27 protein-coding genes and 1 tRNA gene are annotated in these 26,267 nt (G+C 64.0%); 9 read left to right on the forward strand and 19 right to left on the reverse strand.

Annotation, left to right across the window (positions count from 1 at the left end; all coding sequences use genetic code 11):
• The 9 genes from HLH36_RS16915 to HLH36_RS16950 form a co-directional block, all read right to left on the reverse strand.
• Positions 1-194, reverse strand: a 194-nt coding sequence (locus HLH36_RS16915) for a hypothetical protein (RefSeq protein ID WP_182987483.1), incomplete at its 3' end; no start/stop codon positions are given.
• A gap of 17 nt (positions 195-211) precedes the next feature.
• Positions 212-406 (reverse strand): hypothetical protein, encoded by a 195-nt coding sequence (locus HLH36_RS16920; RefSeq protein WP_182987484.1) that lies wholly within the window; start codon positions 404-406, stop codon positions 212-214.
• Positions 406-663: a hypothetical protein gene (locus HLH36_RS16925; RefSeq protein WP_182987485.1), complete on the reverse strand. Its 258-nt coding sequence runs from the start codon at positions 661-663 to the stop codon at positions 406-408. Before HLH36_RS16925 ends, HLH36_RS16920 begins: the two co-directional genes overlap by 1 nt.
• 8 nt (positions 664-671) lie before the next feature.
• On the reverse strand, positions 672-800 hold the full coding sequence (locus HLH36_RS20130; protein WP_275943830.1) for a hypothetical protein: 129 nt from the start codon (positions 798-800) through the stop codon (positions 672-674).
• A complete protein-coding gene (locus HLH36_RS16930) occupies positions 797-1,090 on the reverse strand; it encodes a hypothetical protein (protein WP_182987486.1) in 294 nt (97 codons plus the stop codon). The genes HLH36_RS20130 and HLH36_RS16930 overlap by 4 nt, the downstream gene beginning before the upstream one ends.
• Positions 1,087-1,395, reverse strand: a complete 309-nt coding sequence (locus HLH36_RS16935) for a hypothetical protein (protein ID WP_182987487.1) — start codon at positions 1,393-1,395, stop codon at positions 1,087-1,089. The genes HLH36_RS16930 and HLH36_RS16935 overlap by 4 nt, the downstream gene beginning before the upstream one ends.
• The gene (locus HLH36_RS16940; RefSeq protein ID WP_182987488.1) at positions 1,392-1,664 is read right to left on the reverse strand and encodes a hypothetical protein; all 273 of its coding nucleotides are present in this window, start codon (positions 1,662-1,664) and stop codon (positions 1,392-1,394) included. Before HLH36_RS16940 ends, HLH36_RS16935 begins: the two co-directional genes overlap by 4 nt.
• Entirely contained in the window at positions 1,661-1,909 is a 249-nt protein-coding gene (locus HLH36_RS16945; protein WP_182987489.1) for a hypothetical protein, read from the reverse strand. The genes HLH36_RS16940 and HLH36_RS16945 overlap by 4 nt, the downstream gene beginning before the upstream one ends.
• Positions 1,906-2,130 (reverse strand): hypothetical protein, encoded by a 225-nt coding sequence (locus tag HLH36_RS16950; RefSeq protein WP_182987490.1) that lies wholly within the window; start codon positions 2,128-2,130, stop codon positions 1,906-1,908. Before HLH36_RS16950 ends, HLH36_RS16945 begins: the two co-directional genes overlap by 4 nt.
• Before the next feature lie 447 nt (positions 2,131-2,577).
• On the opposite strand from HLH36_RS16950, the gene HLH36_RS16955 reads away from it, so the two are divergent.
• Positions 2,578-3,057: a Rap1a/Tai family immunity protein gene (locus tag HLH36_RS16955; RefSeq protein WP_182987491.1), complete on the forward strand. Its 480-nt coding sequence runs from the start codon at positions 2,578-2,580 to the stop codon at positions 3,055-3,057.
• Positions 3,058-3,248: 191 nt separating this feature from the next.
• On the opposite strand, the gene HLH36_RS16960 is transcribed toward HLH36_RS16955, so the two are convergent.
• From HLH36_RS16960 to HLH36_RS16985, 7 genes are all read right to left on the reverse strand, one after another.
• The gene (locus HLH36_RS16960; RefSeq protein ID WP_182987492.1) at positions 3,249-4,469 is read right to left on the reverse strand and encodes a tyrosine-type recombinase/integrase; all 1,221 of its coding nucleotides are present in this window, start codon (positions 4,467-4,469) and stop codon (positions 3,249-3,251) included.
• A 238-nt stretch (positions 4,470-4,707) separates the two neighbouring features.
• Complete coding sequence (locus HLH36_RS20135) at positions 4,708-4,833, reverse strand: hypothetical protein (RefSeq protein WP_275943831.1); 126 nt, start codon at positions 4,831-4,833, stop codon at positions 4,708-4,710.
• A 413-nt stretch (positions 4,834-5,246) separates the two neighbouring features.
• Positions 5,247-5,435, reverse strand: coding sequence for a YqaE/Pmp3 family membrane protein (locus HLH36_RS16965; RefSeq protein ID WP_182967560.1), 189 nt, complete (start codon positions 5,433-5,435; stop codon positions 5,247-5,249).
• Between the two features lie 301 nt (positions 5,436-5,736).
• On the reverse strand, positions 5,737-8,091 hold the full coding sequence (locus HLH36_RS16970; protein WP_182987493.1) for a hypothetical protein: 2,355 nt from the start codon (positions 8,089-8,091) through the stop codon (positions 5,737-5,739).
• A gap of 13 nt (positions 8,092-8,104) precedes the next feature.
• Entirely contained in the window at positions 8,105-9,172 is a 1,068-nt protein-coding gene (locus tag HLH36_RS16975; protein ID WP_220792898.1) for a DUF3142 domain-containing protein, read from the reverse strand.
• A 252-nt stretch (positions 9,173-9,424) separates the two neighbouring features.
• Positions 9,425-9,868, reverse strand: coding sequence for a hypothetical protein (locus tag HLH36_RS16980; protein ID WP_182987495.1), 444 nt, complete (start codon positions 9,866-9,868; stop codon positions 9,425-9,427).
• A gap of 87 nt (positions 9,869-9,955) precedes the next feature.
• Positions 9,956-10,999, reverse strand: a complete 1,044-nt coding sequence (locus HLH36_RS16985; RefSeq protein WP_182987496.1) for an SDR family oxidoreductase — start codon at positions 10,997-10,999, stop codon at positions 9,956-9,958.
• Positions 11,000-11,501: 502 nt separating this feature from the next.
• On the opposite strand from HLH36_RS16985, the gene HLH36_RS16990 reads away from it, so the two are divergent.
• Positions 11,502-12,476, forward strand: coding sequence for a DMT family transporter (locus HLH36_RS16990; protein WP_338030484.1), 975 nt, complete (start codon positions 11,502-11,504; stop codon positions 12,474-12,476).
• Positions 12,477-12,749: 273 nt separating this feature from the next.
• Entirely contained in the window at positions 12,750-14,390 is a 1,641-nt protein-coding gene (locus HLH36_RS16995; protein ID WP_182987497.1) for a dihydroxyacetone kinase subunit DhaK, read from the forward strand.
• Between the two features lie 53 nt (positions 14,391-14,443).
• On the opposite strand, the gene HLH36_RS17000 is transcribed toward HLH36_RS16995, so the two are convergent.
• The 3 genes from HLH36_RS17000 to HLH36_RS17010 form a co-directional block, all read right to left on the reverse strand.
• Positions 14,444-14,905, reverse strand: a complete 462-nt coding sequence (locus HLH36_RS17000) for a hypothetical protein (protein ID WP_220792899.1) — start codon at positions 14,903-14,905, stop codon at positions 14,444-14,446.
• Between the two features lie 451 nt (positions 14,906-15,356).
• Entirely contained in the window at positions 15,357-16,703 is a 1,347-nt protein-coding gene (hflX, locus tag HLH36_RS17005; RefSeq protein ID WP_182987498.1) for a GTPase HflX, read from the reverse strand.
• 210 nt (positions 16,704-16,913) lie between these two features.
• Entirely contained in the window at positions 16,914-17,948 is a 1,035-nt protein-coding gene (locus HLH36_RS17010; RefSeq protein WP_182987499.1) for an alpha/beta fold hydrolase, read from the reverse strand.
• A 479-nt stretch (positions 17,949-18,427) separates the two neighbouring features.
• On the opposite strand from HLH36_RS17010, the gene HLH36_RS20140 reads away from it, so the two are divergent.
• From HLH36_RS20140 to HLH36_RS17035, 6 genes are all read left to right on the forward strand, one after another.
• Positions 18,428-18,553 (forward strand): hypothetical protein, encoded by a 126-nt coding sequence (locus HLH36_RS20140; protein ID WP_275943833.1) that lies wholly within the window; start codon positions 18,428-18,430, stop codon positions 18,551-18,553.
• Positions 18,554-18,945: 392 nt separating this feature from the next.
• The gene (locus HLH36_RS17015; RefSeq protein ID WP_408871910.1) at positions 18,946-20,736 is read left to right on the forward strand and encodes an alginate export family protein; all 1,791 of its coding nucleotides are present in this window, start codon (positions 18,946-18,948) and stop codon (positions 20,734-20,736) included.
• A gap of 200 nt (positions 20,737-20,936) precedes the next feature.
• Positions 20,937-22,328: an NAD-dependent succinate-semialdehyde dehydrogenase gene (locus HLH36_RS17020; RefSeq protein ID WP_182987500.1), complete on the forward strand. Its 1,392-nt coding sequence runs from the start codon at positions 20,937-20,939 to the stop codon at positions 22,326-22,328.
• A 286-nt stretch (positions 22,329-22,614) separates the two neighbouring features.
• A tRNA-Thr gene (locus HLH36_RS17025) sits at positions 22,615-22,690 on the forward strand.
• 456 nt (positions 22,691-23,146) lie between these two features.
• Positions 23,147-24,583 carry a paraquat-inducible protein A gene (locus tag HLH36_RS17030; protein ID WP_246377000.1) on the forward strand — a complete coding sequence of 479 codons (1,437 nt, stop codon included), beginning with the start codon at positions 23,147-23,149 and terminating at the stop codon, positions 24,581-24,583.
• Entirely contained in the window at positions 24,580-26,265 is a 1,686-nt protein-coding gene (locus HLH36_RS17035) for an MlaD family protein (protein ID WP_182987502.1), read from the forward strand. Before HLH36_RS17030 ends, HLH36_RS17035 begins: the two co-directional genes overlap by 4 nt.
• The last annotated feature ends 2 nt before the right edge of the window (positions 26,266-26,267 follow it).

Below are 26,267 nucleotides of genomic sequence, written 5' to 3' on the forward strand. Positions count from 1 at the left end.
GACAGCATCTCCTCAATCGCCGCAACGCGCCGATCTATCTCGCTCCCGACCCACTCCATGGCCATCGCATAATCGCTGGGCCTGAGCGGGTCATCCAGCAGTGCCGCCCGGATGGCGCCGATCATCAGCACCGACAGCACGGAAAGGTCGCGCGTCTGCTGGGTGATTGCAGCAATGCGATCAGGCGTCGCCAAGGGCGCGGCTTTCCGCCTCATGTCACCGGCCTCCGATCTTCCAGTTGAACGCGATAGGCTGGCCGCCCCAGCACCTCCTGCCAGTAACGAGAGCAGGTGATGTGCGGCAGGCCGAGCTTCGCGCCGATTTCCTTCCAGGTGCGCCCGGCTTCGCGCAGCCGGACCAGTTCTTTGACCCGCGCCTCGGGCCAGACTTTGCGGGGCCGTCCCATCAGGCCGTCCTCTCGTCGCGGAGCAGCATGGCTTCGAGGATCTCCAGCCGCTCAAGCTGGCGCTTCGCGAGCCACTTGATAGCTTCCGGCTCGCTGTCCTCGGGCTGCAAGTCTCCACAGTTCAGCATCACCATCAGCGCCGCGATGCATCGAGCATCCTGTGCCAGGCTGACCTTGTCGCGCACGGCGTCGAGGATATCCCTCTCTTGCTCCGTGATCCTTCGGTCATGCACCTGGTCGAGGATGAAGGCGCGCATTCCCTCATTCATAGCGCACCCTCTCGCCGGGCCAGGCGCAACGAGAACTGACTGAGCGCGCCGGCCGAGCGCATCGCCCAGCAGGATACGGGCAGCAGGACGAACAGCGCCGCCTGCCGCGAGATGGAGGCGATCATCGTCCGATCCTCCCGCCGCCCAGGACGGCCAGCACGTCGCGGGCCAGCCGCTCCCGGTTGGCTGCATCCATCGAGCCAGGGTCAGACACAGCCAGCGTGGCGCGGGCGATCAGGTCTCGCTGGGAACGGGCTGGGCCCGACCAGGCAGCGTCCCATGCATGCCCCCACCGTCTGATCGTCGTTTCCATCACGCCTTCCTCCGCCGGCGTTTGAAGGCGGTCCGAGGGAATGGCGCGCGCGATGCGGCGGTTATAGGTCAGCGCAGCCTGCACGGCAGATTGGATGCTCATGGCGCCTTCTCAGCGATTGAGAGGATATCGCGTGCGAGGACCAGGCCCCAGTCATCTGGATCGACGGTGTCTTGCATGTCAGCGAGAGCAAGCCGTGCCTTGGCGGCGAGATCTCCCACGGACCGGGGGCGTTCCATCTTCACGGCAGAGATAGCCCGCATCAGACGCGACGAGAGACAGCGCGCCTGTGCTTCCTGTTCGGCTGGCCAGAGGTCGCTGCGCATCTGGGTGAGGGGCGCCCATGCCCGCCATTCCTGGCGACAGAGGTTAATCGCCGATATGGCCATGCTGCGAAGGCTGCTCATGCCGCACCGCCTTTGCGCAGGGATTCCGCGTCTCTCTCCGCGACCTCCGCGATCCGCTCGGCATAGGCCGCCAGCCAAAGCAGCGCGCCGTGCCATTCCGACACTGTGTCCTCGGGCGCATCCTGCACCAGGTTCATGTCCCGCCCGATCGCCAGAGCGATGTCGCGCAGGTCGCGGGTGTGGAAAGTCTGCCGGTCGAGGGCATCGACGCCATCTACCGGCGGTGGGGCAACCGGGATCTTCCGGCTGGTTGCTGGACGGGGGCTCATGCCGTGGCTCCCTTCTGCCGGGCGATCTCATCCAGGGGGCTGGCGATGGCACTCCTAATCGAATCCCGCAGCCACTGGAGCGCGTGGGCCCAGTCGCTCACCGTGTCGCTGCCGACCTCCCCCTCGGTGTCGACCATCTGCCCTAGCAACAGGGTCAGGCCGGACACGGCAAGCTCAACGTCACCCAAGGCGCTCTTGGCGGCGTTGGCGAGGCGATCGTGGTCGGGCGTCCTGGCTCTGCTCATGACCGCCCCTCCAGTTCCTCGATGCCGGTGGTGATTTCCTCCGACAGTCGCGAGAGTTCTTCTCCAGCCCACTGGATCGCGTGGCCATAGAGGCCCATGCGCTCCACAGTCGGCTCGAAGCACGTTTGAGCGGCCGCATTTCCTGCCCAGATCAGTAGGGTCGCGATGTTCTGGGCCTTGAAGCCGGCCGCCGCGATGCGGTCCATGCGCTTCTGGCTCATCGGCCGCCCTCCGCCAGGACCAGCTGGGCGTCCGAAACGGGACGGCTCAAGACCTCAGGCCGGGCGAAACCCGCCAGGGCGACGAAAAAGAGGAACGCCATTGCAACCGATGTCCCGGTGGCGCGTACGAGTGTCCATGCCCACGATCGTGGGTGCGTGCTATAGGCACGATCAGCCATTGCCTGCTCCTGCTGCGAGCGGTTGTGGTCAGGGCTGGTTGGAAGTTGGCGCTTCCTTCCGGCCCGATTTTTTGATAATCGGCAATTATGTCTACGTCAATAACCGATAATCGTAAAAAGAGAGGCCGACCGGCGACGGGGCTTGACCCTATGTGGGGCGTTCGATTCCCAGCCTCACAGCGGCAGGCTATTGACGCTTGGGTGGAGAAGAACGGCATTACGCGGGCAGAGGCCATCAGACGGCTGGTCCAGATAGGACTGGAGATAGATGATGATTTTTCAAAAAAATAGAATTCTATTCTTATTTTTTTCTACATTCTTATTAACGAGACATAGCTTAGCTCAGCCCGCATCCTATACGGCAAAAGATATTATTTCTGGATGCAAGTCTTTTTTTGATAATTACAAAAACAATACGACACTGTCATCGGCTCTGGACGAAGGAATATGCATAGGTTCTGTCAGGGCATCTCTAAAATACCAAACTGGAATAGCCAGATTAATATCTATTTACAAAACAAACACTCAGGATTTTGCAAAAAAACTACTTGGAATATCGTTTACAGTGGGATTCCCAGCTTGCCCATCAAAAACTTCATCTGTTTTTGACGCAATGCAATATGTAATTACCTACGGGAATGAGCATCCAGACCAAGTTAATCGTGATGCAGAAGAGTTCGTGGGCGAAGCGATGGCGGAGGCTTTCCCCTGTACACCGGAATCTTTGGCGTATTATCGTAATCATTAAGAAATTCTATGATTTGCACCGTCGGCCCGCGCCGATGAGGCCGCCCCTCCAGAACGGAGCCATAGGCACGAAATGGCGATCCGTACCGCCGAGATCCTGACCAGTCTATGTCACTCGAGAACTGCCTGAGGCTGTTTCAAAAGGCCCTGCTGGCAGTGGCGTCAGCGTCCCCGTGTCAGAAAGTCAGAGGGTCAATCGCCCGCCGTCCTGCTGGGTTCCGACACCCAGCACTCCCATTCGTCCATCATCTGCCGGCGCTTCTCGAATAGATCCCCACGCCGATAGGCGGCCTCGACCTTGTCCCCGATCGCATGCGCCAGAGCCATCTCGGCCACCTCGCGCGGATAGTCCGTTTCTTCGGCCGCCCAGTCGCGGAAGGTGGAGCGCAGGCCATGGACGGTGACCGCCTTCGTCTCGGCCGCAAGGTGCAGGGCCTTGGACAGCGCCACATCAGATAGCGGCTTGCCGCGTTTCTGACCGGGGAATACCAGGTCGCCGGCTTCCTGATCCCGCAGTAGCAAGACGTCCTGGAGAATGGCCAGAGCCCCTTCCGGCAGCGGGACCCGATGCTCACGGGCCATCTTCATCCGCTCGGCCGGTACCACCCATACTTTGCCCTTGAGATCGACTTCCGACCAAACCGCGCCGCGGACCTCGCCAGAGCGGGCTGCAGTCAGGCATGCAAAACGAACTGCCTTGGCTGCGATGCCCTGCGAACTGGACAATGCGACCATCACCTTGCCGATGTCCTTCCGGTCCACTGCTGCTCGGTGTTCCACCGTCGTGACCGACGACGGCTTCGGCAGGATGTTCGACAGATGACCTCTCCACCGTGCCGGGTTCTCGCCCTCTCGCCATCCATGGGTCTTGGCATAGTCCAGAATCCGCTCGATACGCCCTCTCACCCGGTCAGCCGTTTCCGTCTTGCTCGCCCAGATCGGCCGCAAGACTGCCAGGACATCTTCCGTCTCGATCGCGCCGACGGTCTTGTCCCCGATATGAGGATGCGCCAGACGTTCCAGGGAACTCGTCCAAATGCCGGGCAGGCGTGGGTCTCGCCAGCCTGGAGTCTGTTCCTTGATATAGCGCTCCGCGACGGTCCCGAACGTTAGGCCGGTCTCTCGTCGGGCCTCCGCCTGAGCTGCTTCTCGGCGCTCCAGGGGATCGACCGATTGTCGCAATGTGCGCCGAGCATCGGCGGCGGCGTCGCGGGCTTCTGCCAGCGAGACATCCGGATAAGGCCCCAGCCCCATCTCGCGACGCTTGCCGGTCGTCGGGCTAAGGTAGCGGAATGACCAGAGCCGGCTTCTGCCCCGGACTGTTATCCACAGGTTGCCACCGTCTCCCCACACACCATCTTTCAGCGTCTCGACCCGGCGCGCGGTCATTTGATTCGGAGGACGACGGCCCATGCTACAGAGGACTCCAAACCTTTTTTACCCACCATGGTGCCCATCTTAGCGCGTGCGCTTTGGGGAGCCATCCAGACACTCCCAGAAATGGAGCGTCTGCCATGGCCCTCTGATTAATAGCATTTTTTGAACGGCGGGACACAGCCAGAAGCAGGAGTTGGGTGTCCCTATGGGACGCCATTGATTTTATTGGCAATTTAGGCTTATCCACAAATATCATAGATGTTCATCTGAACACCTACAGCGACAGGGCGCTGGTCACCTCCCGCAGATAATCCGGGTCGAATTTCCGGTAGACCCGACGCAATGTCTTCGGGTCGGTGGCAAGCCAGTCTCCCGCCTGGTCAATCGGAACCTTGGCCATAGCCATCCATGATGCCACGCTGTGCTTGAGGTGGTGCTGTGTCGGCTTCCACGACAGCCCGGTCTGCTCGCACGCCTGGGCATCCCGTTCACTTGACCGAGCCTGGGGTATGGCGTGGGGGCTGCCCAGGGGTGGGCGGTTCCCTGGGGTCCCGGCCCTGGGCGATATCGCCGTAGGCGCCGGTCTTTGTCGTCAGGGGAGGCTTTTTGCCTTTCGTGGTCTTTGTGAGAACTCCCTCTGATTTTCCCTTGATGTTTCCCATTTCGCCCTCCTGCGGCCGATAGATCGACAGGAAATGGGCATCTGCCCGGCGATCGCAAGGGACGATACATCTGGGCAAAAGCGCCAGACCGGCAGATCTGCGGAATCAGTCTCTTCGGCCGTTATTCAGGGAAAGTCGGGATGGGGCAGGGTTAGCCGCGCATCGCCTTTTTGATTTTCTGGTCGGTCTTGTATTGGCTGAGGGCATAGACCGACCAGATGGCGGCGGGAATCCAGCCGATGATCGTAATCTGGAGAAACAGGCAGACGATGCCGGCAATCGGCCTTCCGATGGTGAAGAACTGAAGCCAGGGGAGGATGAGGGCGAGGAGGAGGCGCATTCGGCAAGTCTCTTTACGGATATGTTGATAAATTAGGTCTTCACGCAATGCGGGAGAGACCGTTGCGCCGTGTATTCTGCGGGCGTTCCGGCGGTAAGCCAAAGGGAAAGTTTCAAAACGGCCATTGGGGGCTGGGGGAGGGCCTCTCCTGTTCCTGTGTACAACCATGTGGATAATGGGTACAAAGACTCGTACTCTGGCACGTACGAATTGATGCGTTCGGCTTGAGGGCACCGGTGAGACCGCGCGAGGGGGTATGGTTTCCTCGCATGGTCGCGTCGGTAGCGGCCGGCAATCGGCGTTACAGCCGCGCCATCATGCTTGCGAGCGGCGCCGTCAGGTACCGGTGCAGCCATCGGTGCAGGGGGCGGAAGGGGCTTGTATAGGGATCGGTGGCGGCGGACTGGAAATCGGGTGCCGGGCAGTGCTGGCCGAAATTTTTCGCGAAGGGGACGGACGCGCCCTGGCGGACATAGCGGTGGTACAGTTCCGCGTCTGCCCCCGTGCCCCAGCCTGCGGCGTGGCATAGTACCGCGGCGAAGGCCTGCGAGCGGGCGGGGAGCAGATCGGCCGCATTTTCCGCCTGGTCCACCGCGATGGCGCGATAATGAAAACGCCGGTAGGGGGCGGCCTCGCTGGCGGCGAAGCGGGTGCGCTCGCCCTCGGTGACCAGCGGGCCGGACAGGGCGGCGGCGGTGCGAGCCTGTCTGGTCAGGGGGATGGTCGGCTGGTTGTCGGTGGGTGACAGAACCGTGATGGTGCGGCCCGCGCCTGTGGTGAAACCGCCATTGAACACGGCATAATCCGGGTCCTGCTCGGTGCCCATGATCTCCATGCCATGGGCGCGGGCGATGCTGGCGGCGGTAAACCACGCCTGCGCGCGGCCCACTGCGGTCCAGCGATGCCGTGCATCCCGCAGGGCGTCGCCATAGGCTTTGGCCCAGGTGCGGAACGGGACGGGTTTGCCGTCCCTGACATCATGCGGATCGTCATCTTCAGGGAAATATCGGAGGGATTCGGTGATGCGCCCGGCGCGCACCAGTCGCCGGGCCAGGATCATCCGGATGGCGTCGAATTCGGGCGGGGCTGCCGATGGCGGGGCCTGCCCTTGCGCCGCGGGGATATGGGCATCGACATAATGCCGCAATTCGTCGACCGTCAGTACCCGTTCGGCGAGATAGGCGGCGTCGAAGGCCACGCCGCTTTGGCTGCCTGCGTTGACCGCGGCGGCATAGAGGCAGTCGAACGCTGCGACATACTGTCCCCGGGAGAGGGTGAGGACGCCCTGTTCGGCGCGGAGGCGGCTGATTTCCTCCGGTGCCAGGCCGTCCGCGACGGTGGGAAATGCCTTGGCCGCTTCGGCATAATATCGGGCCGCGGCAGCTAGGTCGCCGTGCTGGATGGCCAGTTTTGCCAGTACCCAGCGCGATAGCGCGCCGGGCTGCATGGTGGCGAGCGTCTTCGCCAGATCGTAGCGGCCGCTGCGATAGGCCAGGGCGGCCAGCCGGTCGGCGTGGGCGATATGTTCGACCCCGCGCGCGTGAATGGCATCGACCAGGGTAACGATGGCCGGGTTGGGGCGGATGGTCCGGATTTCGGTGCAATAGGGGCAACCATTGCCGGCAATGCCGCGTGCGGCGTCGTGATAGCCCAGGCCGCCCCGGTCTGGTGCGGCATAGTCGGACGCCGTTCGCGGATCGTCGTTGATGATGTCGCCGGTGCGGGCCAGCGCATAGGCCACCAGCAGGTTCTGGCTGAGTGGATCGTCGATCAGGTGCTCGGTGCGCCGTGGGTCGGCCATTGCCCACGCGGCGATGAGCAGCAGCGACGTGGCGCCGCTGGCGGACCCGCGTGCTGCCTGTTCGGCATAGAGTGCGATGGCGTGTTTGAGGTTCGCAGGGTCGATGCTGTCGGCGCAGGGGGCGCCGGTCAGGAAGGCTTTCCAGCCGCAGGCCGTCCTGCCATCCATCAGATAGGATCTCGCCTGTTCGCCATAGCTGGCGACGGCGAGGGAGAGCGGGTCGGGAGCGTTCTGCCGTGCGAGGGCGCGGGCCTGGGCGAAGGCGTGGGCCGCGGCCTCGCGCGCATCTCCGCTACCGGTGGCGAGCAGCCTGTCCATCTGCAGGCGGCCGAGCATGTAGGCGGCCCAGACCGCCCGTTCCTGTCTCTCGCCGTCCGGGAGGTCCAGCACGGCCTGGAAGCGTTTGCGTGCATGTTCGGCATAATCGCCGCCGAGCTTGCGGGCGAGGGCGTAATCGACCGTGCCGGCTGTATAGAGGCGGATCGCCGCGGGCAGGCCGTCCGCGTGTTCATAGGCGGAATCGCCGTCGATCGCGTCGCGCATCATCGCAACGCGGTTCTGCTGCAGGGGGGAGAGGGCGTCCATCCCTGGTTCGGGCGGGGTGCTGTCCGGGTCCGCCGGCTGGGTGGTTCGGGGCGCGGGCCTGGCGACCCGGAGCGAATCGTCCGGTATGACGAGGTGGCCGACTGCGTAGGCGAAGGATGTTGCCGGGGTGGTCTTGAGCGTAGCTGCGCGGTCGTCCAGCAACTGGGTCGGAAAATCCATGCCGCAGGCGAGGGCGATTGAAATGCCGGCCACGCTCGACAGCGTGAAGGCCAGCCCGTAGCGTTGCGCGGCGCGCCGGCATGGTGTCATCGGTGCGGGTGGATCAGTCCTGTTTTTCATCGGTTCCTGCATAGGCTCTGACTGTTCCCCGGTCGCACCGCACCCATCCGATGACGGATTGTTGTCCCGCCCGCAGCAGCCCGGGCTGTTCGCGCCGCAGCCACATGCCGCTTGCATCATAATCCAGGCTGTAGCCGTTCAGACCATCGGCCCCTGACGGGCAGGCACTGTCGATCCGGATGGAGGGCGGGGCTTCGGCATCCGCGTTGCCGCCATTGGCCAGGACGATATCGTAGGGGGCAGAGGCCGAGGGGCGGCGCAGGCGGACCGACAGCGCGGCATGCAGCGGCTGGCGGGTGACCACCGCGCGCCATGTCGGCAGGCTCCACGCCCGCCTGTCATCTTCCGTCGGCAGGCGGAACCAGACCCAGCCGGCCAGTCCGTGCGGCGGGACATGTTCGATCCGCTTCATGAAGGCGGCGATGTCGGCGGGGGGTGCGACCAGTTCATGTCCGCTATCGGCGCCCATGAAACGATCCTGCTCGCTCTCGACAGCCGCGATCCGCCCGTCGGCTCCCCAGGTGACGCGCGTGCCGTAGGCGGGCAGGGCCACATGCCATGGGCCGTGGCGGCGCAGTGCGAAGGCCCGGACCCAGTCATGGGCCCTGGCCGGGTTGAAGAGGCCGAATTGCGGGTTCTGGACGGCGTGGATCTGCAACACGGCGTCATCGACCCGGGCCAGTACGTCCTCCAGCGCGGGGGAGGCCAGCCAGGCCGGCAGGATGGTGACGGACAGGGGGATGGTGCCCGGCCCCAGACGGCCGCGCAGCAGCGCCAGGAACCGCGCATAGGCCGGCAGGCGGACGGTCGCGCAATCATGGTCGATTTCGATGCCCGCGACCGCGATGCCGCGCTGCTGCCAGGCGGCTTTCAGCGCCAGGATGCGGGCGGCCAACTGCTCTTCATCCCAGTCGGCCAGTTGGCCCTCGATACGGACCACGGCGATGACCGGTATGTGGCCCTGGGCCAGCACGGTGCTGTCGGGGGTTGTGTCCACCCACACGCCATGCCCGTCCAGTTCCGCCGCGAGGATGCGCCAAGTGTGGATCATATCCCGACCGGTGGTGACGGCGGAAGTGACAGCGGGCGTCCATTGGCGTTGCCAGATATAGGCGTCGCTGGGCAGCTTCCGGCTTGTCCGGGTGGTGAAGGCTGCGTGGATACCGACAAGGCACAATAGAAATGCGATTGGGATATAGGGTTTTTTTAAAAAATCAGTCATTTCGCCTGGTCATGTGCTCCGGGAATGGGGAAGGACGCGTCCGCGTCCGGAGCGTGTTCGCCCGGGGCCGTCGGGGCAGGGTCAATGGGTTCGGCTCAATGTTCCGTCCGCGATGGGCCGGAAGATCGGCTGGCCAGGGGCGGCGGAGCTGGTGAAGGTGACGGCGTGCCCCGGTTCGATCGCGGCCCGGTCGTAATGGATGACATGCCGCCCGTCGGAATAGTCGGCATGGAGCGTGCTGCCTTCGGGATAGATCATCATGATCTGGTCGAGCCCGCCGGAGGGTTTGCCCGCCCGGTCGAACAGGTCGGTATGGTCGCGCCGAAGCAGCACAGCGCTGCCCGCTTCGGCCGTGATCGTGGACTGGCCGGTCGTGGTGCCGCCGGTATCGGCGAGGGTGCCCTGGCCCGCGTTCCATGTGCCGACGAGAAAGCGGATGCCCGACAGGGTGGACGCGGGCGCCTGCGCGATGGCGGGGGATATCCCTGCCAGCAGAAGGGCCGGTAAAGCAGCCTGCGTCCTCATGCGTGTTTGTCTCCGGCGTGGTTCATGGATGATCATGCCCGCGGCGGGGCCGTGGTCAACCATCTTCCTGCCCCGCCCGGAGGGTGGTCAGGGGATCAGGCGGCGTTGGCGCATGCCGTCCAGATGGGCCAGCAGGACCTCGTCCGACCGGCGCGTCATGCCGGGAAAGCCGGCCTGCCGGGCCTTGGTGACGTCGAAGATCGCGTCGGTCCGCACGTGGAAAATGAAATCGCCGAAGCTGCCGGGGCTGATCCGGCGGGTGTCGGCTTCCGCCAGGCCCTGGCGCGCCGCCAGTGCGGACCAGACGGGGGCCAGTGCATGCAGGCGCTGGTCGAGCGAGATCGGCTGGGGCTCGCCGACCCTCAGCCCGAACCACTCCGCCAGGTGCGGCCAGACATGCGACCAGCGGAAGACGTCGCCATTGGTGATGTTGAACGCGCCATCGGCCTGTGTCGTGGCGGCCCACAGGGCAGCCTCGCCCAGCACCTGGGCACCTGTTACGTTTACCAGCGTATCGCGATAGGCCGCCGGCGGGCCGGGAAACTGCATGGCGGTGCGCGTCTCGCGGCACAGCGTGCCGTAGACGCCGATCAGGTTGCCGAGATTCATCGCCGAACCCAGCGAATGGCCGATCACGATATCGGGGCGCAGCGCGGTCCATCGCACGCCCTCGCGCTCCAGCGAACGGACGAAATCCTCGTGCCGGAAATAGAGGTTGGGCGGGAAATGGCGGCTGTCATCCTCGCGGGCCGGGGTCTTGTAGACGCCCAGATGCGCGCCATAGACCTTGCCGCCCTGGATGATGATCAGCCGTTCCAACTGCGCCCCGGCGATGTGCAGGGCTGCGACCAGGTTTTCCAGCATCGCGGCGTTCTGGTCGGCTTCGAGGCCCGGATCGGCATCGGGCTTCAGCGCGGCGTAGAACAGATGCGTGACCGGTTTGAGCGCCTCCTTCCAGCCTGCCAGACCGATCGGGTCCAGCAGGTCGGCGCTGATATGGGCGCCGCCCCCCGGCCCCTGTGCCGCGCGGCCGAGGGTGGAGACGGTCCAGCCCGCGTTCTGGAATGCCTCCAGTGCTGCCAGCCCCACGACGCCGGTGGCGCCCGCGATCAGGATATGTCTGTCGACCATGTCATGCCTCCTGCGTGCCGGGCGAGGATCGTTGCCTTGGAGGGGACAGAAGGCGCTTTGGGAGGGTGGGTTTCTGTTCTTTTTTGAAAAAAATAACCAAAAAACTTTTGATCTATTCAGGGGTTTTGTGTCTGGGAGATATGATGTACTTGAACGACGTAAAGTCCTTTTTCTTCTTTTGTGAAAGGCAGGGGAAGAGATCGTGGGGCGGTGTCTTAATATTCTTCACAATTTTTTGTTTGTAATGGCTCCTGAAAGAAAAATGGATTTTCCATCGCCGATCCATGTTTTGTCCACGAATGTCCCGGCGGGAGTCACATGCTTGCGATAACTGCGCTGTTCTGGCGTGCAAGGGGCATGGTATCTTCGTGCGGACATCATGCCGTTTCCCATGATGGGCCGGACCTCCATCGGCGATCTTGCGGAATGGCTCTGAAACGGGCAGGGGGCATCGCTCTTGTCGGATCCATCCTGCGTCCGCCCCCTTTCCGAGACCATCAGAGTGACCCATCCCGCTCCTTCCTCCCCGTCCCATGGCGGTGCCGATACGTTGCGCGGCATCATGCTGGCCTTTGCCGCCTTCGCTGCGTTCTCGTTCAGTGATGCCAGCGTCAAGCTGATCCGGGACGGGTTGCCACCGTATGAATGCGCATTCTTCGGGTCGTTATGTGCCCTGGTGGTGTTTCCGTTCCTGCTTGGAGGGAAGGACCGGCTGGTCGATGTGTTCGCGACCCAGAGCCGCCGGCTGTGGATGGCGCGGTTCATCGCCTATCCGTTGGGCATTATCGGTAGTGTGACGGCCTTCAGCCATCTGTCGATGGCCGAGGCGTTCACCTTGATCTTCCTTCAGCCTTCGTTCGTAACGCTGATGTCGATCGTCTTCCTCAAGGAGCGGATCGGCCTGCCGCGCTGGGTGGCGATCGCGCTTGGTTTCATCGGCGTGCTGATCGTGCTGCGGCCCGGCCTGAGGCCGCTGTCGATCGGTCATCTGGGGGCGGTGGTTGCCGGTCTGGCAGGGGCGATATCGGTCGTGACTTTCCGGGCGTCGGGGGCGCATGAAAAGCAGATCTCGCTGTTCGGGGCGGGCATTCTCGGCGGTATCACCATCTGCGGACTGGTCAGCCTGCCGACCTTCGCGCTGCCCGGCCTGCATCAGGTTGCGCTGCTGGCCAGTTACGGGCTGCTGGCGGCGCTGGCGAATGTGCTGCTGATGCATTCCGCGCTCCACGCCTCGGCGGGGGCTATCGCGCCGACCCAGTACAGCCAGATGATCTGGGCGCTGGCGATCGGTCATGTGGTGTTCGGCGACAGGGCTGACATGGTGACGCTGAGCGGCATTGGCCTGATCGTCTGTTCCGGCCTGATCACGCTGGTCCGCGAGCAGGAGAAGCATGTGCCCGGCCCGCCGCCGATCGCCGTCAGCCGTGGGCATGCGGCGTCGATGCTCGTGATCGAGGATCACGACGAACCCGTCTGATCCGACATGTGCGGGCGGCGGCGGATCATGCTGGCCTCGCCGTACTGGGGAACGGGGGGATGGTGCGAGGCGTTTGTCCGGCATCGGGGCGGTGCCGGCACGGCGTGCGTCGGCATTTCCTGCGCCCCTGCCGTCCACCGCCATGCAAGCGGGGGCGGGTCGCGTGCGGGCGGCGTTGTCGTGGACAGGGGAGCTTCCTATGGTCCCGCACCTTCCGCCGTCCGGTCGGCGCGGAGGCGCATTGTGGAATTCGGAGCGAAAGGCTTTTCCGGCATGAAAAGATTCTTCAATACGCGCGAACGTCTGGTGCCCGAGGCGCTGGAAGGATTGCTGCGTTCGCCCGCCGGGAAGGATCTGTGCCGCCTGGATGGCTATCCCGACATCAAGGTCGTCCTGCGGCGGGACTGGGACCGGGGGGCGGGCAAGGTCGCCGTGATTTCCGGTGGCGGGTCGGGGCATGAGCCCGCCCATGCCGGCTTCGTGGGGCGCGGCATGCTGACGGCGGCGGTCTGTGGATCGCTGTTTGCCTCGCCGGGGGTGGATGCGATCCTGGCGGGCATTCTGGCCGTGACCGGCGAGGCCGGATGCCTGCTGGTGGTGAAGAACTATACCGGCGACCGGCTGAATTTCGGGCTGGCCGCCGAGCAGGCGCGTGCGCTGGGACTGAAGGTGGAGATGGTGATCGTCGGTGACGACATCTCGCTGCCCGGCCATCGGCAGGCGCGGGGCATTGCGGGCACGGTACTGGTCCACAAGGCTGCCGGCCACATGGCCGAAAGCGGGGCGTCGCTGGACCGGGTGGCGGCTTTTGCCGGCGACGTGGCGGCGCGTACGCGCTCGATCGGCCTGTCGCTGAGCGATTGCGATACGTATGACGAAGAACATGCCAGCCGTCTGGCGGCGGATGAGGGCGAACTGGGCCTGGGCATCCATGGCGAGCCGGGGGCGCAGCGCATTGCGCTGGCCGATGCCGGTGCGCTGATGGGGCTGGCGGCGGATGCCCTGCTGGAGACCCTGCCGGATGGCGACGCACGCTACGCCCTGATGCTGAACAATCTGGGCACCACGCCGGTGATCGAGATGTCGCTGCTGCTGGAAGCCTTTGCCGGCACCGCGCTGGCGCGGAAGGTCGCGCTGGTGGCCGGCCCGGCGCCGTTCATGACCGCGCTGGACATGAACGGGTTTTCCCTCACGCTGGTGGACCTGACCGACGGGATTGCGGCGGCATTGCAGGCCGATGTCGGGCCTGCTGCGTGGACGGGCATGGCGCCGTGGCAGGAGCCGGTGGTGATCCCGGTGCCGGCGCTGCCGGATATTTTCGCGGCCGAGCCTTCGAACAATCCCGCCCTGCGCGATGCGGTGCAGCGTGGCGCGAAGGCGTTGCTTGAGAATGAGGAGGCGCTGAACGCGCTGGACGCGCGCATCGGCGATGGCGATGCTGGCTCCACCTTTGCCGAGACCGCGCGCGTGATCGACGGGGCGCTGGACCGCTTGCCCCTGGCCGATCCCCAGGCGCTGATGCAGACGCTGGGCCGTCTGCTGGCCCGGCATGCGGGTGGGTCGAGCGGCGCGCTGCTGTCCATCCTGTTCGCGACGGCGGGGCACAGCACGCAGGAGCGCTGGCAGGCTGCCCTGCTGGACGGCATCGCGGCGATGCAGGGTTATGGCGGGGCGCGGGAAGGCGACTGCACGATGCTCGACGCGCTGATCCCGGCGGTCCGGGCGCTGGATGAGGGCGTGGCGTGGGCTGACATCGTGCGCGCGGCGCGCGGCGGGGCCGATGCGACGGCGAGGATGGGCAAGGCGGAAGCTGGGCGTGCCTCCTATATTCCCGATGGGCGACTGGACAACGTGCCCGATCCGGGTGCCGAGGCGATCGCTCGGCTGTTCGAGGCGCTGGTGCCGGGGAAATAATGTCCGTGTGAAGAGAGGGGGCGGGGGGCTTCCCCTCTCCGTGGGTCAAGGGGTTACGGGCTCCCTTGAGCCCGTTGAGGCGCTTTCGGCGTGAATGTTCGCCATGCCTTCGGCGAGCATTCCGATGAGGCGGATGAACTGGTCGAAATCGGTCTCGCGCCGGTCCTGGAAAAGTGCGATGGCCATGGCCGCGCGCAGTCGATGGTGTCGGTCGCTTCCTTGCCCTGCGGGGTGATCGTTGCTTCACGCACCGGCGGTCCGCCGTGCTGCCGTAGCGGGTGACCAGCCCCAGTTCCGCCAGCCGTGCGATCGGGCGGCTGACCGTCGTGTGGTCGCGGCCGCTCGACCAGAACCAGCAACGGAAACAGCGCGCGTTCCAGCGTGAGGCCAGTGGCCTTCAGCATGGCTTCGGTCCGCTCCAGCCGGTTCATCACGTCGACAATTTCGATCAGTGTGCGATGCAGGGCGGGGAGCTTCGTGCGGATGTATGCGTCATGCACCGTTTTGGTCGGCATTCTGGTGCGCTCCTCAGCGTGTGCCTTAGGCACACGAATGGCCGGGTGGGAACCGGAATGGGTGTTTCACGTGACACGGACATTCTGATGTGCGGTCGGGTGGGCTGTGCGGCGGCCTGTCTGGCCGATGTTCTGCCTGTAGTGGATTGAGAACATCTGCGGGACCGGTCAGTGGCGGAGGAGGCCGTCGATCGGTGCCCCGAATTTCGGCGAACTCTGGTCTCGCTGGCCCAGAATCGGTCGCGCTTCTGCATGGAGGCGCGCGACCTGGCGCAAACGCACTGGCGGCGCTGGAGAAAGCTTCGTTCAGTTCATGGCGGCGTGCGATGCGGAATATGCGGATGGTCCGGGGCCCGATTGCTGCATCCTGGATGATCTGTCGGGCACGATGAAGCCGGCCGCTGGTTGCTGCGGGATCGGATTGCCCTGAACGGGACCAGGGTTGGCGGTTTTACGCGAGCATGCGCCGCAGCCGGGCCATGGCACCGGGCAGGGCGCGCACCTTCAGCACGCGGCCGGTTTCGTCATGTTCTTCGGACAGGACCCGTGCGCTCTCGTAGATCTCGCCGATCAGTTTCTGTCTGGCATAAGGCAGAACCAGAACGTCATCGACCATCTCTGCTTCGAAAAAGGCGATGATGCTCCCGCGCAGGGCGCTTACATCGTCCGGTGCGTGGGCGGAGAGCATGATCGCGTCGGGATGTTTTTCCAGCAGGGCAGCGCGGCGGGTGGCGTCTACCCGGTCCATCTTGTTCAGGACGAGGCGGGACGGCACGGTATCCGCGCCGATCTCGCGCAGCACGCTGCGGCTGACGTCCAACTGCGCTTCATAGGTCGGGTCCGATGCATCGACCACGAAAAGCAGCAGTGAGGCTTCCAGCGCCTCGGACAGGGTGGAGCGGAACGAGGCCACCAGATCATGGGGCAGTTGCTTGATGAAGCCAACCGTATCGGAGACGAGTACGCGCGGCCGGGTTTCGGACTGAAGCGTGCGCACCGTGGTATCGAGCGTGGCGAAGAGCTTGTCCTGCACCAGCACCTCGCTGCCGGTGAGGGCGCGCATCAGGGAGGATTTGCCCGCATTGGTATAGCCGACCAGGGCGACGCGTAGCTGGTCGCGGCGGGCGGAGCGGCGCTGGTCGCTGTCGCGCTGCACCGCTTCAAGCTGGGCCTTCAGTTCCGCCAGCCGGTCGCGGATCTTGCGGCGATCGAGGGCGAGATTGCTTTCGCCGGCGCCGGGGCCCTGCTGTCGGCCGCCGCCATGGGCGGATTCACGCAGGCGCGGGGCGACATATTTCAGGCGGGCCATCTCCACCTGTAATTTCGCCTCGCGGGTGTTGGCATGGCGGTGGAAGATCTCGACGATGACGCCGGTGCGGTCCAATACCTGGGCGCCCGTGGCGCGCTCCAGGTTGCGGATCTGGCTGGGCGAGAGTTCGTGGTCGACGATCACGAATTCGGGCCTGTCGGAAGCATCCGGCTCGGGTTTGGCCGGCCCGGGGGCTTCGGCGGTGGCATCGAACCGTTTCCGGGCCTTGGTCATGGGAGGTGTCGCCATGGAGGTGATGACACCGGTGCCACCGGTCAGGGCCGCCAGTTCTTCCAGCTTGCCGGCGCCCAGAAGCGACGCGGCACCCGTGCCTTCGCGCTTCTGCGACACCGAGCCGACGACTTCATAGCCCAGGGTTTTGACCAGGCGGCCCAGCTCTTCGAGGCTGGCTTCATGGGCGACGTCATCGACATCGGGGGTCTGGATGCCGACGAGAACGGCGCGCGGAATGGGGGGAGTGGTTTCCATCGCCTGCTTGTAGCACGGATCGTGACCAGGTCCGGAGCGGTTTGCAGAGCCGGCTCCGCCGGTTTGTTCTTTTTTGCAAAAAAAGAACCAAAAAACTCTGATTCGTTCAGGAGCCTTGTGCTGGGAACAGGCGACGGCCCTGAACAGATCAAAAGTCTTTTTGCTTCTTTTTCTTCAGAAAAAGAAGAGTCCTTCTTCACGCAAGTCAGATCAGGGCGCCGGTTCCCCCAGCCCCTCCAGCAGTGCGGCGTGAAATGCAGCCGGGTCCTGCATCTGCGGCGAGTGGCCCAGTTGGGGGAATTCCACCAGTTTTGCGCCGGGGATGGCGGCAGCGGCGGTCCGGCCCAGTTGAGGGTAGTGGCCCAGCGTGGCGCGGATGGCGGGTGGGGCGGTGTCGCTGCCGATGGCGGTGATGTCCTTGTCGCCGATCATCAGCAGGGTGGGCACTTCAAGGTCATGCAGATTGTGCACCACCGGCTGGGTAAAGATCATATCGTAGAGGAGTGCCGAGTTCCATGCGACGCGGTCGCGGCCCTCGCCGCGATACATGCCGGCCAGCATCTGGGCCCATTTTTCATAATCGGGGCGCCATTCATTGGCGTAGTAGACCCGTTTTTCATACGCGCGGATCTGGACGGCCGTCTTGCCGCGTTCGGAAGCGTACCATTCGTCGACGGTGCGATAGGGGACGCCCTTTTGCTGCCAGTCTTCCAGTCCGATCGGATCGACCAGTACCAGGTGGGCGAGGTCCTGCGGGTACATCAGCGCGTAGCGGATAGCGAGCATGCCGCCGGTGGAATGGCCGATCATGACGACCTTGCTGGTGCCGAGATGGACGAGCAGGTCGTGCGTGTTGCGGGCGAGCTGCTGGAAACTGAACTGATAGGCCTGGGGCTTGCTGGATTTGCAGAAGCCGATCTGGTCGGGCGCGATGACGCGGTAGCCGTGGGCGGTCAGGAAACGGATCGTTTCCTCCCAGGTCGCGGCACAGAAATTCTTGCCATGCAGCAGCACGGCCACCTGTCCGTTCGGGTGGGTGGCAGGCACGTCCAGATAGGCCATTGTCAGCGTCTGGCGCTGGGAGGGAAAGGTGAATTGCCCGACCGGCCAGGGATAGTCGAAGCCTTGCAGTTCCGGCCCATAGGCCGGGCCGCCATTGCCGGTCGGGTCTGCCGCGTGGGCCTGGGCGACGGACAGGATGGCGCCGCACAGGGCGGTCGCGATGTGCCGGAAGCGGACGGGCATGGGACTTATCCTTCGATGGCCGCGTCCAGGCGCAGCGAGCCCAGTATAGACGGCTAGCGTGGAGCCCATGTTCATCACATTGCCGATGGCGTGGCCGACAATTCCGGTGGCGCCGACGATCAGGGCTGTGTGTGGCATGGAACTCTCCGTAACAGGAAAACAGTTTCCGTAAGGTGCGCCGCGCGCCCGAAAGGGGGGATAGGCAGCGATTTTCCGCCGCTTCGTGGCTGATGCTCTGTGTATTTCGACTTGATATCGAATTTATTTGGCATCCCTGACGCCGTTTTGGGCGGTCGGGGGGCGCGCTATGAACTGACAGGGGAATTCGGTGGGTTGCCACACCGGAATGTGACCGTGATTTATGCGCACAACATATAATTGTTATTTTTATTCTAGATTGAAATCCGACAAAAAGCACGTGGCCACGCTATTCGCGGAGGGTGGGTGGATATTCTTTGTGACCGACGGAGACCTGGACCATGATTCTCTTCGCCCGCTTTGCTTCCCTGGGCTTTGCCGGTGCCGCATTGACGGCGATTCTTCCGAATGGATGCAACACGGCTCTTCCGCCGACCGGGTTATCTGCGGCGATGGGTGGTGCGTAGGTTGCCGCGGTGTTCGCTGGTCGTTTCTTTTGAAGTTTGTCTGTTATTTATTGTAATATTATGAAAGGCGGTCTTCGTCGCGCCGTGGTTGCGGCGGCTTGAGGGGGCGTTCCGCGAAATAGGAGCCCTGTTTCTCGCCATGATGAAAATCGCCGGCGCGCGGTCCAGTTGCGCCGGATCGGCTGCCGGTCGGCACGTCCGTATAATCCGCATAAGCAGTGACCAAACTTCGGCATGCGATACACGTTCCAATAGATCTGATGAGGCTGCGTGCGGTTGGTCTCGGTACATGCGTGCTTTCCGGCCCGTTTCCGGGACAGGTCAATACATGACGGAATCGAGAATCTGGTTGTTCTGTGATGTCTGAAAATAATAAAGAAAAAGATCTGCCTATGTATATCTCCAGTGGGTTTTCTGCTGTTTCCCGCCTGACAAAAGGCCATGCGGGGCTTTTGAGTGTCCTCGCGGGCACAGTGCTCGCCCTGCCAGCCCATGCAGCGCCGGAGGCGGCCGATATCGTGGCAACCCATGTCCAACTGGCCCAGGCGACGGTGGGCGGCGCCAAGGCCACGCCGACGACCGCGACCCCGTTCGGGACCGCGACAACGGCCGGTACAAGCCCGACCCCGATCATGACCCGCCGGGATTCACCATGGCATTCGCCGCCCCAGCAATTGCCGCCTTTGACCAGCCGTCCGGAATTGTACGGCCAGCCGCAATCGCTGATGCTGCATCCCCTGACGCCGATTCAACTGCATCAGGGACCGTGGGGTGTGTTCAATGCGAATACCGGTGCGGCCTCCGGTTTCGGCACGGTGGGATATTATGCGGTGGCACGTTGGGCCGAGGACTGGTCGAGCCTGCGCGACAAGCGCAACCGTCAGGATTTTCTCGATCCGCTGAAATTCATCGCGCTGAATGATAGCGGTTCGATCTACCTGACGCTGAGCGGGAATTTCCGCCATCATGGATTCTGGGAGCAGCACCCTGCCCTGGGCGCGGTGGGCAAGAGTCACGTCTATCTTTCCAACCTGCGCACCAATCTCGGTGCCGACCTGCATCTGGGCGAGCATGTCCGGTTTTACGGCGAGCTGATGAGCGGCCAGGCGACCGGCGGCAACAAATTCGGTTATAATGCCCGTTGGCGGAACCGGGTTGACGCGCAACAGGCATTCGTGGAAGTGCGCGGGCACATGCTGGGGGCAACGATGGGTGCCATGATTGGTCGCATGTCATTCCTGGACGTGCCGCCCAATGTTTCGGCGGGCAGTGTCTATCCCTCCATTCCGTATTCCTGGAACGGCTTGCGCGGCTACAGCGTCTGGAAGCGGCTTCGCGTCGATCTGTTCGATCTGTCGCTGACCAATTTCGAATATCGGGCCTTCCACGACCAAGTGGGCTGGAAGACCCGGCTATTTGGCGCCTATACGTCCTACGCCGTGCCGGAATTCCAGACTTTTGGTAAGAAGAGCCAGATTTTCGTGGATGCGTACTATCTCGGCTATCTGCTGGCCAGCAGCCCGATCACCGCGACGAAGGGTGTCATCGCCGGCTCTACCCATCGCGACACGCCGGGGGTGCGCGTATGGGGTAATGCCGGCCCGATCGAATTCACCGTCAATGGCATGTGGCAGGGCGGCACGTTCCAGGAAGCGAAGAACGGGCCGTCGCGACCGGTATCGGCCTATTCGTTCAATGCCTCGGTGGCGTGGCGTTTCGCGAAATGGTGGGGGCGTCCCTCGATCGGCATTCAGGCCGACGATATTTCGGGCGGCGATACCCGCAAGAGTGCGACCAGCAGTTGGGGCACCTTCCTCTCGCCTTTTGTGCCGAGTGCGTACTATCTCGACGTGGCGCAGAACTTCAACCTGCAGAACGTGATCGATGTCGGGCCGCTGGTGACGTTGGCGCCCACGATCAATACATCGCTGCTGTTGAGGGTGCCGGTGCTGTGGCGCAATTCGGTCCACGATACGATCTATTTTCCCGGCGGTGTGAATTATGCCTATCGGCCGTCGGGCGGTTATAGCGGCGTGCTGCCCCAGGGGAGCTTCACCTGGCGGGCGACGCGGCATGTGACCTTCAGCATCGACGGGCAATATACTGCGCTGTCGCGTGGATTGCGGGATGCCGGCGCGAAGCCGGGCGCCTATTTCCAGACCAATCTGGAACTCACGTTCTGAATGGTGCAGGATTGCATGCCGCCGGGATGAGCCGGCGGCATGCTCGTGGGCCCGCGCGTCTGGCGGGCTCGATTCCCGAGAGCGGATCGACCTTACTCTTATGATAACGCCGCCGTGAGGTTCCTCTTGACGGGGAAGCTCCGGATGACCGTTATCACAGGCATCGGGCCGGAAATGGCCCGCTGGAAGGAAAACGACTTATGGCATACGCAACGACCAACCCCTATACCGGCGAAGTGCTGGCCACGTTCCCGGATGCCACGGATAACGAGGTGCGTCAGGCGATTGATGACGCCCATGCGGCATTTCTGGACTGGCGCGACACGCCGTTTGCGACCCGTGCCGCCGTGATGACGAAGGCGGCCCAGATCCTGCGGGCCGAGGCCGATGATTTCGCGCGGCTGCTGACCCTGGAAATGGGCAAGCTGTTCGCCGAGGCCAAGGCCGAGGTCGAGCTGTCGGCGGCGATCTTCGATTATTATGCCGAGCATGCCGAGAGCCTGCTGGCGCCGGAGAAGCTGCCGGTGTCGGACCCGCGCTCGGGCGATGCGGTGCTTGTGCATCAGCCGCTGGGCGTGCTGCTGGCGATCGAGCCGTGGAATTTCCCCTATTACCAGATCGCGCGCATCATCGCGCCGCAGCTTTCGGCCGGTAACACGGTGCTGCTGAAGCATGCATCGAACGTGCCGCAGAGTGCCGGGATCTTCCAGACGCTGATGAAGCGCGCGGGTCTGCCGGACGGTGCGTTCCGCAACCTCTACCCCACCCGCGGACAGGTCGAGATGATCCTGAACGATCCGCGCGTGTGCGGTGCGGCCCTGACCGGCTCCGAAGGCGCGGGGGCGGTGATCGCGTCGCAGGCCGGCAAGGCGCTGAAGAAGACGACCATGGAGCTTGGCGGCGCCGATGCCTTCGTGGTGCTGGAGGACGCGGACCTGGAGAAGACCGCGAAATGGGCGGTGTTCGGCCGGCACTGGAATGCCGGACAGGTGTGCGTGTCGTCCAAGCGGGTGATCGTGGTGGATGCGGTCTATGACCGGTTCATGGAACTCTACACCGCTGGCGTGGCGGCGCTGAAGGCCGGCGACCCGATGTCGCCGGACACCACGCTGGCTCCGCTGTCGTCGCAGGGTGCGGCGAACGAGATCCGCGAGAACATCGCCAAGGCGGTGGCTCATGGCGCGACGGCGACCGAGGTCGGGCCCCGCGTGCCCGAGACCGGTGCCTTCGTCCAGCCGACGATCCTGACCGGCATGTCCGGCGACAACCCGGCCCGCCTGTGGGAGTTCTTCGGGCCGGTGTCGATGATCTTCCGCGCCCGTGATGAGGCCGATGCGATTCGCATCGCCAACGATACGCCGTATGGGCTGGGTGGCTCGGTCTTCACGAAGGACACCGCGCGCGGCGTCGAAGTGGCGAAGAAGATCCATACCGGCATGGTGTTCGTGAACCATCCGACGATGGTCAAGGCCGATCTGCCTTTCGGCGGTGTCGGGCGCTCGGGCTATGGCCGCGAGCTGATCGGGCTGGGGATCAAGGAGTTCGTCAACCACAAGCTGATCGACGTCGTCGATATCGACGCGCCGTTCTGATCGCGATGCGCCGTTCCTGACGGCGTGACCGATTCGCCGGCCGGCCCTGATGGGCCGGCCGGACGCGCCGGGCGGATTGAGCCGGTGCGCGGAGCCATGAAAAAATCCGGATTCCGGGGCGCTATGGCATGCCGACTGGATGTGAGCCGAGATCGCGGCTGCATGGCAGGCCGGATCGGACCTGTGTGGAGGCCGCGTGTCCCGCGCATTGGGCCGGGTGGTGGAAAATCCGTCTCAGAAGGGGGCTTGCATTGCCCTGACGGGCTCGTTATACGCTCGCCTCGTTGCCGGTGTAGCTCAGTTGGTAGAGCACGTCATTCGTAATGATGGGGTCGGGAGTTCGAATCTCTTCACCGGCACCACTTCAGTCTTCCGATGGTCGCAGATCATGGGCTGAGTGGTTTGGCAGCATACTGCCCTCCCTGTCTTCGGGCTTCACCAAGACATTTTTCCATATGATGATATCGTTGGCATTCGTGCCGTCTTCGCTCGCCTGACGGGCTGATGCCTGTTTCCGTGGCAGCGGACTCAAGAGATCGTTATCGTATATCCCGTAGACGGGGGCAGGGGTGGGCGAGGGGGGCGTCGCCAGCCTGTGGTACCGTTGTCCAAATATTCCGGTTTTCCGGTAATGACCCCGGAAGCGCCGGGTTGGTCATGCGACGGTGCGGCGGCTATTCGTGAGGAAAGATTTCCTCCATCCATCCGTCTTCCGGCTTTGGTCATGGCAGCAATATGCTGAATGACTATCGCCGGTCCGATTTTGATCTATAGTACGGTGGGTCATGAGCGAGACGATGTCAGCGCGGACTTCACGCATGTTCCGTCGGGCCGCATGGCCACGTCGGACAGCCGACCTGCGCCCTGTCCGCACGATCGGCGATCTGGTGGAATGCCCCGGATGCGGCCTGTTTCAGCGCCGCCCGCCCTTGCAGGCCGGCGAACTGGCCGCGTGTGCGCGGTGCGGGCAGACGCTGGAATGGCGGCGCCGGACCTCGCCGCTCCAGACACCGCTGGCGTTCTGCATCAGTTCCTGTGCTCTCTATCTGGCGGCCCTGGCGTCATCGCTGATGACGCTGGATGTGTATGGGCGCGAGCGTACGGTGGACCTGGTCACCGGGCCGATGGAATTGCTGCATGAAGGGTGGGGCGAGGCCGGGATTCTGGTCGGGCTGGTGACCGTCGCGGCGCCCGCGGTCGTGATCGGCATGATGTTCGCCATCCTCTATGCCGCCAGTCGGCGCCATATGCCCGACTGGGCGCCGCACCTGCTGATCTGGTACGAAAAGATGCGGCCCTGGTCGATGATCGAGGTCTATGTCCTGGGCATCTTCGTCGCCTACACCAAGCTGACCGATCTGGCCCATGTCGATGTGGGGCCGGCCGTCTACCTCATTTCGGCGCTGATGCTGACCATGGCGGCCACGGATTCGACGCTGGATACCGAACGGATCTGGCGGCACCGGCGCGTGGATGCGGTCACGCGCCAGGAAGACGGCGAGCGGGTGATGGTCAGCAATGTCCATATCGACGATATTCCGCTGCCGCCGGTCGATCATCTGGTGGCGTGCCAGTCCTGCGGGTTGGTGGGTGAGCTGGGTGCGCCGGTGAGCAATCTACGCTGTGTCGGCATCTGCCCACGTTGCGGCCATCGGGTGTGGCGCCGGGCCCCGGACACGCTGGCGCGGACCAGTGCCTTCCTGATGGCGGCTGTCATCTTCTATTTTCCGGCCAATCTCTACCCGGTCATGACCTTCTTCAAGTTGGGAGGCGGGGGCGGCCATACGATCATCGAGGGGGCGATCGAGCTGTGGCAGGACGGGATGATCCCGCTGTCGCTGCTGGTGTTCTTCGCCAGCATCCTGGTGCCGATGCTCAAGATCCTCAGCCTGAGCTGGATGGTGACCAGCACCTGGCGCGGATCGTCCTTCGCGCTGGTGCAGCGCACGCGGCTGTTCCGCGTCGTCGACATTATCGGCCGGTGGTCGATGATCGACGTGTTCATGGTTTCGATCCTGGTGGCGGTGGTCCGGTTCAATACGCTGGCGAGCGTCACGGCCAATGCCGGCATGGTGGCCTTCGCCTCGGTGGTGGTGCTGACCCTGTTCGCGGCGTGGAGCTTCGATCCCAGGGTGATGTGGGATGCGGCGGGCCTGAACGGCCCGTCCCCCGATGGCGTGGCGTCCGCCGCCGTGCGCGCGCGGCGTGGCCGGAACGCGGCAAGGACTGACAGGATGGAGCCAAGGCAGGCGTGACCGACGACCCACAAGATCATTCCGGCGATCGCGCTGCCTCGGCGCCCGAGGCCACGGCGCGCCGCTATCGTTTCTCGATCGTCTGGCTGGTTCCGATCGTGGCGCTGGGTATCGCGGGCTATCTGGGCTGGCGCGGTATCATGGGGCGGGGCCCGGTCATCACCATTGTCTTCGACACCGCGGACGGCCTGACCAGCGGCCAGACCCAGGTCAAGAACAAGGCCGTGCCGCTGGGCACGGTGCAGGACGTGACGCTGACGCGCGACATGCGCCATGTCGAGGTACGGGTGCGCATGAGCGCCAATGCCGGGCCGATGCTGACCGACCATGCGCGCTTCTGGGTGGTGCGGCCGCGCCTGAACGGCGCCAGCGTCACCGGTCTGGAGACGCTGATGACCGGGGCCTATATCGCGATGGATCCGGGCGTGCCGGGCGGGGCCAGCACCACCGAATTCAAGGGGTTGGAGGCGCCGCCGGGGATGCGCTCGGACCAGCCGGGCAATACCTATACGCTGATCAGCCCTTCGCTGGGGTCGATCGGGCAGGGGGCGCCGGTCTTCTTCCGCGACATCGATGTGGGGGAGGTGCTGGGCTATACCATGCCGCCGGGCGGCGAGGGGCCGATCCTGATCCAGGTCTTCATTCGTAAGCCCTATGACAGCTACCTGCGCACCGATACGCGGTTCTGGAACGTGTCGGGCGTGCAGGTGGGGCTGGGGGCCGGCGGGCTGAAGGTGAAGCTGCAATCGATCCAGGCCCTGTTCTCGGGCGGGGTCGCGTTCGGCCTGCCGGACAAGCGGGAGGGGACTTCCGCCCCGCAGGCACCCAAGAATTCGGTCTTCCGCCTGTATGACAGCAACGAGGCGGCGGATAATGCGGGCTATCGCGAGCGCGTATCGCTGGTGACCTATCTGACCAGTTCGGTGTCCGGCCTCACGATCGGGGCGCAGGTCACGATGTTCGGCATCCAGGTGGGGACCGTGACCAGCGTGAGGCTGGTGCTGGACCAGAAGGCCGGGACCGCCCGGGTGCGGGTGGGGATGGAAATCCAGCCCGAGCGTATCCTGCCGCTCAGCGAGATCCATCGCGACACCATGGCCGCGACCGTCCAGGCGCTGGTGGATAACGGGCTGCGGGCCTCGGTCGACAGCGCCAGCCTGCTGACCGGCGAGTCGATGATCAGTCTGAATTTCGTAAAGAAGGCCACGCCTGCCACGGTGGGGACCGAGGGGATGGCGCTGGTCATTCCCAGCAAGGCCGGCGGGATGAGCGGGATCATGGATTCGCTGTCCACCGTTGCCGACAAGATCGCGGCGATGCCGCTGACGCAGGTGGGCGACAATCTGAACAATCTGCTGGCCCATTCCGACGCGCGGATCGATTCGCCGGAGGTACGCCAAGCCATTGTGGCGCTGCGCGATTCGCTGCGCAACGTCCAGGCGCTGGCCGGCGACGCCCGCAGCGGCATGCACCCGCTATTCCAGCGCCTGCCGCAAATGAGCGCGCAATTGGACAGCACGCTGAAGAACGCGAACAAGCTGATGGGCAGTTATGGCGGCGATACCGACTTCCACCGCGACCTGCAGCAGATGCTGGTGCAGTTGAACGAGGCGGCGCGGTCGCTGCGCTTTCTGACCGATTTCCTCAATCGCCATCCTTCGGCGCTGATCACGGGACGCTAGTC

It is taken from the genome of Gluconacetobacter aggeris (assembly GCF_014174395.1).
Lineage (GTDB): Bacteria > Pseudomonadota > Alphaproteobacteria > Acetobacterales > Acetobacteraceae > Gluconacetobacter > Gluconacetobacter aggeris.

What these genes read in the sequence shown, in the direction of transcription:
- HLH36_RS16930 (WP_182987486.1), bottom strand. Translation starts at nt 1,090, where the DNA reads ATGAGCATCCAATCTGCCGTGCAGGCTGCGCTGACCTATAACCGCCGC.
- HLH36_RS20135 (WP_275943831.1), bottom strand. Translation starts at nt 4,833, where the DNA reads ATGGCCAAGGTTCCGATTGACCAGGCGGGAGACTGGCTTGCCACCGAC.
- HLH36_RS16955 (WP_182987491.1), top strand. Translation starts at nt 2,578, where the DNA reads ATGATGATTTTTCAAAAAAATAGAATTCTATTCTTATTTTTTTCTACA.
- HLH36_RS16995 (WP_182987497.1), top strand. Translation starts at nt 12,750, where the DNA reads ATGAAAAGATTCTTCAATACGCGCGAACGTCTGGTGCCCGAGGCGCTG.
- HLH36_RS16920 (WP_182987484.1), bottom strand. Translation starts at nt 406, where the DNA reads ATGGGACGGCCCCGCAAAGTCTGGCCCGAGGCGCGGGTCAAAGAACTG.
- HLH36_RS16950 (WP_182987490.1), bottom strand. Translation starts at nt 2,130, where the DNA reads ATGAGCCAGAAGCGCATGGACCGCATCGCGGCGGCCGGCTTCAAGGCC.
- HLH36_RS16980 (WP_182987495.1), bottom strand. Translation starts at nt 9,868, where the DNA reads ATGAGGACGCAGGCTGCTTTACCGGCCCTTCTGCTGGCAGGGATATCC.
- HLH36_RS16925 (WP_182987485.1), bottom strand. Translation starts at nt 663, where the DNA reads ATGCGCGCCTTCATCCTCGACCAGGTGCATGACCGAAGGATCACGGAG.
- HLH36_RS20140 (WP_275943833.1), top strand. Translation starts at nt 18,428, where the DNA reads ATGATTCTCTTCGCCCGCTTTGCTTCCCTGGGCTTTGCCGGTGCCGCA.
- HLH36_RS16975 (WP_220792898.1), bottom strand. Translation starts at nt 9,172, where the DNA reads ATGATCCACACTTGGCGCATCCTCGCGGCGGAACTGGACGGGCATGGC.
- HLH36_RS17010 (WP_182987499.1), bottom strand. Translation starts at nt 17,948, where the DNA reads ATGCCCGTCCGCTTCCGGCACATCGCGACCGCCCTGTGCGGCGCCATC.
- HLH36_RS17000 (WP_220792899.1), bottom strand. Translation starts at nt 14,905, where the DNA reads ATGCCGACCAAAACGGTGCATGACGCATACATCCGCACGAAGCTCCCC.
- HLH36_RS16965 (WP_182967560.1), bottom strand. Translation starts at nt 5,435, where the DNA reads ATGCGCCTCCTCCTCGCCCTCATCCTCCCCTGGCTTCAGTTCTTCACC.
- HLH36_RS16970 (WP_182987493.1), bottom strand. Translation starts at nt 8,091, where the DNA reads ATGACACCATGCCGGCGCGCCGCGCAACGCTACGGGCTGGCCTTCACG.
- HLH36_RS20130 (WP_275943830.1), bottom strand. Translation starts at nt 800, where the DNA reads ATGATCGCCTCCATCTCGCGGCAGGCGGCGCTGTTCGTCCTGCTGCCC.
- HLH36_RS17015 (WP_408871910.1), top strand. Translation starts at nt 18,946, where the DNA reads ATGTATATCTCCAGTGGGTTTTCTGCTGTTTCCCGCCTGACAAAAGGC.
- HLH36_RS16940 (WP_182987488.1), bottom strand. Translation starts at nt 1,664, where the DNA reads ATGAGCCCCCGTCCAGCAACCAGCCGGAAGATCCCGGTTGCCCCACCG.
- hflX (WP_182987498.1), bottom strand. Translation starts at nt 16,703, where the DNA reads ATGGAAACCACTCCCCCCATTCCGCGCGCCGTTCTCGTCGGCATCCAG.
- HLH36_RS17020 (WP_182987500.1), top strand. Translation starts at nt 20,937, where the DNA reads ATGGCATACGCAACGACCAACCCCTATACCGGCGAAGTGCTGGCCACG.
- HLH36_RS16935 (WP_182987487.1), bottom strand. Translation starts at nt 1,395, where the DNA reads ATGAGCAGCCTTCGCAGCATGGCCATATCGGCGATTAACCTCTGTCGC.
- HLH36_RS17030 (WP_246377000.1), top strand. Translation starts at nt 23,147, where the DNA reads ATGTTCCGTCGGGCCGCATGGCCACGTCGGACAGCCGACCTGCGCCCT.
- HLH36_RS16960 (WP_182987492.1), bottom strand. Translation starts at nt 4,469, where the DNA reads ATGGGCCGTCGTCCTCCGAATCAAATGACCGCGCGCCGGGTCGAGACG.
- HLH36_RS16985 (WP_182987496.1), bottom strand. Translation starts at nt 10,999, where the DNA reads ATGGTCGACAGACATATCCTGATCGCGGGCGCCACCGGCGTCGTGGGG.
- HLH36_RS16945 (WP_182987489.1), bottom strand. Translation starts at nt 1,909, where the DNA reads ATGAGCAGAGCCAGGACGCCCGACCACGATCGCCTCGCCAACGCCGCC.